A 6239-nucleotide genomic window follows, 5' to 3' on the forward strand; every position below is an offset into this window, starting at 1 on the left:
GTCGGCGTGTCGACCAGGTCGCGCATGTCTGCGGCCGTGATGCCCACGCACCGGCCGCCCTCGGCGCGCACCGCGGCCACCAGGTCCGCGGGCAGCAGGCCGGGCGCGGTGCGCACGACGAGCTCGTCGATGACGCCGCCGGGCACCGGGATCACGGACAGCGCGAGCACGTTGCAGTCCTGGTCGGCCAGCCGGACGGTCACCCGCGCCAGTGCGCCGGGACTGTCGTCCAGCTCGACGCGCAGCCGCCAGGTCTCGGGTGTGGTGTCCATGCGACCAGGCTGCCCGTCCCACGTTGCCACCGGGCGACGCGGGCGTTTCGACGACGTTGAGGGATGCCGTCCGCTCTCAGTTCCGGCAGTGCGGCGGCGGCAGCGGGTTGAGCGGGCTGCACGGCCACTCGGTGCTGCGCACGGTCGTCGTCGTGGTGGTCGTCGGCGGTGGCGCGGCCGGCGGTTCCGGTGACGGCGGTGGCGCGGCCGGCGGCGTGGTGGTCGTCGTGGTCGGGACCGTGGTGGTCGAACTCCGCTGCGACGTGAACGCGTCCGTGACGACGGTGCTCGGCGGGGTGGTGGAGGTGGTGGTCGACGGCCGACCGGTGATCCAGGTCGAGGCCGGCGTGTCGGCGTGCCGCTCGTCGTTCACCCCGTCGATGTACACACCGATGAGGACACCTGTCAGCGCCGACGCCGCCACGGCCAAGCCGCACGTGGCCCACAGCACCCGCACAGCAAGCCTCCTAACAGAACGCACCTGTGGCGCAACGGTGAGCGGCTGAACAGTACCGCCCGTCGGACCGGTCCTACTCGACCCAGTGCACCTCGGCCGAATCCGCCATCCGGTCCACCTCGTCGAGCACCGCTTCCCGTGCCGCAGCGGACAACGAGCGGAATGGTCGCACGGTGACGGTCGACCGACCGCCCTGGCGCTCCCGGGACCAGGTGCCCGCCAGCATGCCGTTCACCATGAGTACCGGCGACAGCCAACCTTGCGGTCGGTACACCTGTTCAGGCGTCCCACCATCGAGGAGATGCGTGGCGTGGCGTGTCGCCGCGACGACGTACTGGTCGAACGCGGGCAGCAGCCGCACCGTCCGCACCGGCTCCGCCGCGCGCAGGCCCTCGACGTCCTCCGCCCGCGCCCAGTGGGCCGCGCCCTCGACGTCCACCGGTTCGACCCGGTCGCCCAGCGCCTTGAACACCCGCCCGCCGTCGGCCGGGCTCACGCCCCACCAGCGGGCGAAGTCCTCCCTGGTCGCGGGCCCCTGCTGGGCCAGGAACCGCAGCGCGACCTCCTCGACCGCGCCCGGCCGGGCTTCGAGTTCCACCCCGAGCCAGGTGTCGGGCCTGGTGAACCGGACGAACTGCCCCTCACCCGGCCCGAACACCAGCCTGCCCAGGAACGACGCCGGCTTGAGGTACGCGCCCCAGCTCTCGCGCAGCTTCCCCCCGATGTGCCCGGACGTGCGCGCGGCGACCTCGTCGGCCAGCTCCGCGCGGGTCAGCAGGCGGTCCGCCAGGACCTCTCCGACCGCGTCGACCAGCGCGGACAGCTCCTCGGCGGTGATCTTGAAGTTCCGCAGCCAGACCGGCTTGAGGTAGTGCCGGTAGGTGGCGAACCCGGACTGCCACAACGGGTACTCGGCGGCGGGCAGCAGGTGCAGCGTGCCGCGCATCGACCACGTCTTCACCAGCGTCCGGTCCGTCCACAGGGCCCGCTCGACGGCGTCGTCCGCGAGCCCGTCGACGCGGGCGCGCAGCGTGGCGTCGGCCGACGACATCAGCTGCGCGTGCAGCCCGCAGAGCCGCGAGACGACGTCCAGGGCGTCCGCGGCCGGACGGCGGACGTCCAGGCCGTGCCTGCTGGTGCGCCACGCCGCCACCTGCCGCCAGGTCAGGCTCACCGGTCGTCCGCCGGGGCCCGCGCGGCGAGCCGGCGTTCCAGCACGGAGGTGCCGAGTTCGCGCGCCAGCACCAGACCGGCCCCGGACAGCCCGGCCACGAGCACCGCGCCGGTCATGTGCCAGGTGGGTGCGTCACCCGTACAGGTGAAAACGTCGGTGAACTTGTCCGACGAGCACGTCACGAAGGGCACCGAGGCCAGCCCGATGCTCGCCGCCGCGACCCCGCCGAGCAGGGCGGACCCGAACGTGCGCATCAGCGGGAACGCGGCGTTGGCCGCCCCGACCGCGGCGATCGCGAACAGCAGCGGCACCGGGTGCGGGAACGGCCCGAACGCGGCGCAGCCCACCATCAGCGCGCCCACGATCGCCAGCCCGGCCCGTTCACCCACGGGGCGACCCTAACAACGCGGGCCGCGCGGACGTCAGAACTTCGTAAGCGGGTTCCGCCCGCACACCGGTGTCCGGTTCGTCAGGCTTGTGCCCGTCGGAACGATGCGGAGGATCTCGGATGTCCAAGCGGGTAGTGGTGGTCTCGGTGGTCGGCGTGCTGGTGGTCGCCCTGGCGGTGGGGCTGTACCTGTTCGAGCCGTGGCGGCTGGTCACGAGCCGGACCGCCGACGAGGCGCTGCTGGTGCCGACGACGACCTCGGCCGCCGCGACGACCCCGACCACGTCGGCCGCCGCGGTCACCACCACGACGACGCCCGCCGGGCCGGTCGCGCTGGCCGGCGGGCCGTTCCGGTCCCTGGAGCACGCGACCACGGGGAGCGCGACGCTGGTCCGGCTGCCCGACGGCGGGCACGCCGTGCAGTTCGAGGCGTTGGACACGAGCGACGGGCCGGACCTCTACGTGTACCTGTCGGACAAGCCGGCGGACGCCGCGGAAAGCGCGTTCGGCTCCGGGTTCACGAACCTCGGTGAACTGAAGGCGAATCGCGGCAACCAGGTCTACCCGGTGCCCGCCGAGGTCGACCTCGCGACCGTGCGCAGCGTCGTGATCTGGTGCAAGAGGTTTTCCGCCGGATTCGCGGTAGCCCCGTTGGAACAAGCGTGACACATCAGCGAAACAAATAGCGGTGGTCTGGTCCACGTATGGCCTTTTCGCCGTATTGACGTATCTGGTCTAGACCACATAGAGTGGTAGGCACCACAACGTCCCTCGTTGGTGGGCGGGCGGATGCCCCACCGACGAGGAGCCGGCTCACTGGGGTGGGCCAACCGTTGGCGGCGGCGCGGCGCTCTCTCTCCCCGTTCCGCGCCGCCGCTCACGGCCTGCCGGTGCCCGTGCTGCACACTGTGAGTGATGCTCACCAGGACCATCGCCATCCACTACGTCAACGCCGCGCTGCGTGGCGCCGTGCGGCGCGGTCACGACGTGGCCGGGCTGCTCGCGTCGGCGGGCATCAGCGAGGCCCTGCTCGCCGACGAACGGGCCCGCGTCACGCCCGCCCAGTACACCAAGCTGGTCCAGACGCTCTGGGACGTGCTGGACGACGAGTTCATGGGCCTGGGGCCGAGGCCGAGCAAGCGCGGGACGTTCCCGACCATGTGCCTGCTGGCCGTGCACTGCGCGTCGCTGGAGGACGCCCTGCGGCGCGGCCTCGCGTTCTACGAGCTGTTCGACGTGCGGCCGGCGATGGCTCTGGGTGAGCGGGACGGGGTGGCCGCGTTCACCCTGTCGGCGGCCGGCGTCGACGACCCGGACCGGTTCCTGGTCGAGTCGCTGCTGGTGCTCTGGCACCGGTTCTCGTCGTGGCTGATCGGTCGGCGCATCCCGTTGCGCGGGGTCGACCTGGCTTATCCCGAACCGCCGCACGGCGCGGAATACCACCTGATCTTCGGCGCCCCGCTGCGGTTTTCCGCACCCACGACGACGTTGACGTTCGACGCGCGATTCCTCCGGATGCCGGTGGTGCAGGACGAATCCGCATTGAGGCGGTTCCTGCGCAATTCGCCGGCCGAGTTGCTGTCGCGGCGCGATTACGGCGCGGACGCGTCCAGCCAGGTGCGGCGGATGCTCGGCGGCGGGGTGGTGGGCCTGGAGAACGTGGCCGCGCGGCTCGGGATGAGCGCGCCGACGTTGCGGCGCAAGCTGGCCGCCGAGGGCACCTCGTTCCGCGAGGTGCGCGAGCAGCTGCTGCGCGACCAGGCGGTGGCGAGCCTCGTGCGCGGCGGTGAGTCGGTGGAGGAGCTGGCGGTGCGACTGGGGTTCTCCGAGGCGAGCGCGTTCCACCGGGCGTTCAAGAGGTGGACGGGCACGAGTCCTGGTACCTACCGGGGTGGACCGGCCGGCTGATCCGGGCGGCCGGGTCGACAACTGCGGCCGAACGGCCGTGTCCGGCGAATCGTCAACACGGTGGACTTACATCGCGTAAGTTCCTCACCGAACCCTGCGGGAGTGCCCGTGTTCCCACGCCCTCGCCCCGCCGCCCTGGCCGCGATCCTGGTGTTCGCCCTGACGACCACCGCACCCGCAGCCCACGCCGACCCACCACCACCGCCCGTCCCGACCGCACCGCTCCCGCGCGCCCTCACCGACCTGCCGGGCGTCGCCGCGGCACCCGCCGTCGACCCCGCCCACCGCATCGAGACCTCCCGCACCAGCCGACCGGTCGCGCCGGGCGTGTCCCTGAGCTCCTTCGACTGGTACGAACCGGGCGGCGCGGGCGGGTGGATCCGCGGCGACGCGCTCACCGTCGACCTCACCGCCGGCACGACGGTCGACTACCTGCACCCCGGCTCGGTGACCGCCGCCGAACCGCTGTCCGCGCAGGCGGACCGGACCCGCGCGGTGGCCGCCGTCAACGGCGACTTCTTCGACATCGACAACTCGAACGCGCCGCGCGGCGTCGGCGTCCGGGACGGCCGGACGATCAAGTCGCCCGCCGCCGGGTACCGCCGCGCGGTCGGCCTCGACGCGGCGGGCGTCGGCCGGGTGATGGAGGTGTTCTTCGACGGCCGGATCACCCGCGAGAACGGCCCGCCGATCCGGTTGGACCAGCTCGACAGCTCCGCGATCGCGACCGACGGCGTGGGCCTGTTCGACCCGGTGTGGGGCTCGTACAGCCGGGCGCGGGCGGTGCAGGGCGCCTCCCGGGTGACCGAGCTGGTCGTGCGGGCGGGCGTGGTGACCGAACGGCGTGACCGCGCGGGCGGCGACCCCATCCCCGCCGACGGCCAGGTGCTCGTAGGCCGGGAGGCGGGGGCGGACGCGCTCGCCGCGGTGGCCGTGGGGGAGCGGGTCGCCGTGGAGCACACCACCAAGGCCTCCGACGGCAGCGCGTTGCGCGCCGCGATCGGCGGCAACCAGTTGCTGCTCAGGGACGGTGAGGTCGTCGCGCCGGACGACCCGTTGCACCCACGCACGGCGGTCGGGTTCTCGGCCGACGGCAAGAGGATGTTCCTGCTCACCGTGGACGGTCGGCAGAGCGCGTACCTGCTCGGGCTCACCCTCAAGGACGTGGCCGCGATCCTCAAGGAGATGGGCGCGCACAACGCCCTCAACCTCGACGGCGGCGGCTCGTCCACCCTGGTGGCCCGCACGCCCGGCGCGGAGTCGGTGGTCGTGGAGAACGCGCCGTCCGACGGCGGCGAGCGGCCGGTGCCGAACGGGCTGGGGCTGTACGCGCCGGTCGGCAGCGGCTCGCTGACCGGCTTCTGGGTGCGCACGGCGATCGACCCGCGCGCCGCGCCCGGTGCGGACACCGTGCCGGGAGGTCACCCCGAGCGGGTGTTCCCCGGCCTGACCCGGCGGCTGGTGGCCGACGGGTACGACGAGACGTACGGCCCGGCCCGCGACGACGCCCACCGGTGGCGGACGGGCCGCGCCGACGTGGGCGTGGTCGATCCCGACGGCGTGTTCCACGCGCACCGGTCGGGCACGACGTCGGCCGTGGCGCAGCGCGGCGGCGTGACCGGCGAGGTGGAGCTGACCGTGCTGGGCGCGCTGGCCGGGGTGTCCGCGACCACCACCAGGCTGAGCCTGCCCGAGGTGGGCGGGACGGGCGCGTTCGGCGTGGTCGGTCGGGACGGCGACGGGTTCACCGCGCCGGTCGAGCCGGCGGACGTGGCGTTGGACTACGACCGGTCGGTGGTCGACATCGCCTCGGGCGCCGACGGGAACCTGCACGTCACCGCGCTGAAGCCGGGTGCCACGACGGTCGTGGCGCGGGTCGGGGCGCACGTCGTGCGGGTACCCGTCACCGTGGGGCTGGAGGAGCGGCTGCTCGCCGGGTTCGACGACGGCGCGGCGTGGACGTTCGGCTCGGCGCGCGGTTCCGGGTCGGTCGCGGCGGTGTCCGAGGGGCACACCGGCGCGGGGCGCCGGATGGGGGAC

Annotated in this window: 7 protein-coding genes; 4 read left to right on the top strand and 3 right to left on the bottom strand. The window is 73.4% G+C overall.

Translation table 11 applies throughout. The features are described 5' to 3' along the window. Positions 1 to 272: ACT domain-containing protein (locus tag AB0G02_RS25870; protein WP_360798280.1), on the bottom strand; the 272-nt coding region annotated here is incomplete at its 3' end. Between the two features lie 23 nt (positions 273 to 295). Between AB0G02_RS25870 and AB0G02_RS25875 the strand changes: the two genes are divergently transcribed. After that, entirely contained in the window at positions 296 to 778 is a 483-nt protein-coding gene (locus AB0G02_RS25875; protein ID WP_360798282.1) for a hypothetical protein, read from the top strand. A gap of 24 nt (positions 779 to 802) precedes the next feature. On the opposite strand, the gene AB0G02_RS25880 is transcribed toward AB0G02_RS25875, so the two are convergent. Together AB0G02_RS25880 and AB0G02_RS25885 are read right to left on the bottom strand one after the other, a co-directional pair. Continuing rightward, positions 803 to 1903, bottom strand: a complete 1101-nt coding sequence (locus AB0G02_RS25880; RefSeq protein WP_360798284.1) for a winged helix DNA-binding domain-containing protein — start codon at positions 1901 to 1903, stop codon at positions 803 to 805. Further along, positions 1900 to 2292, bottom strand: a complete 393-nt coding sequence (locus AB0G02_RS25885) for a hypothetical protein (protein ID WP_360798286.1) — start codon at positions 2290 to 2292, stop codon at positions 1900 to 1902. The genes AB0G02_RS25880 and AB0G02_RS25885 overlap by 4 nt, the downstream gene beginning before the upstream one ends. A gap of 119 nt (positions 2293 to 2411) precedes the next feature. On the opposite strand from AB0G02_RS25885, the gene AB0G02_RS25890 reads away from it, so the two are divergent. The 3 genes from AB0G02_RS25890 to AB0G02_RS25900 all read left to right on the top strand — a co-directional run. Next, positions 2412 to 2957, top strand: coding sequence for a DM13 domain-containing protein (locus AB0G02_RS25890; protein WP_360798288.1), 546 nt, complete (start codon positions 2412 to 2414; stop codon positions 2955 to 2957). Between the two features lie 249 nt (positions 2958 to 3206). Beyond that, positions 3207 to 4199 (top strand): AraC family transcriptional regulator, encoded by a 993-nt coding sequence (locus tag AB0G02_RS25895; protein WP_360798290.1) that lies wholly within the window; start codon positions 3207 to 3209, stop codon positions 4197 to 4199. Positions 4200 to 4307: 108 nt separating this feature from the next. After that, positions 4308 to 6239 (top strand): phosphodiester glycosidase family protein (locus AB0G02_RS25900; RefSeq protein ID WP_360798292.1); only part of this gene is annotated, 1932 nt, incomplete at its 3' end.

This window comes from Actinosynnema sp. NPDC023658 (genome assembly GCF_040639995.1).
Classification (GTDB): Bacteria; Actinomycetota; Actinomycetes; order Mycobacteriales; family Pseudonocardiaceae; genus Actinosynnema.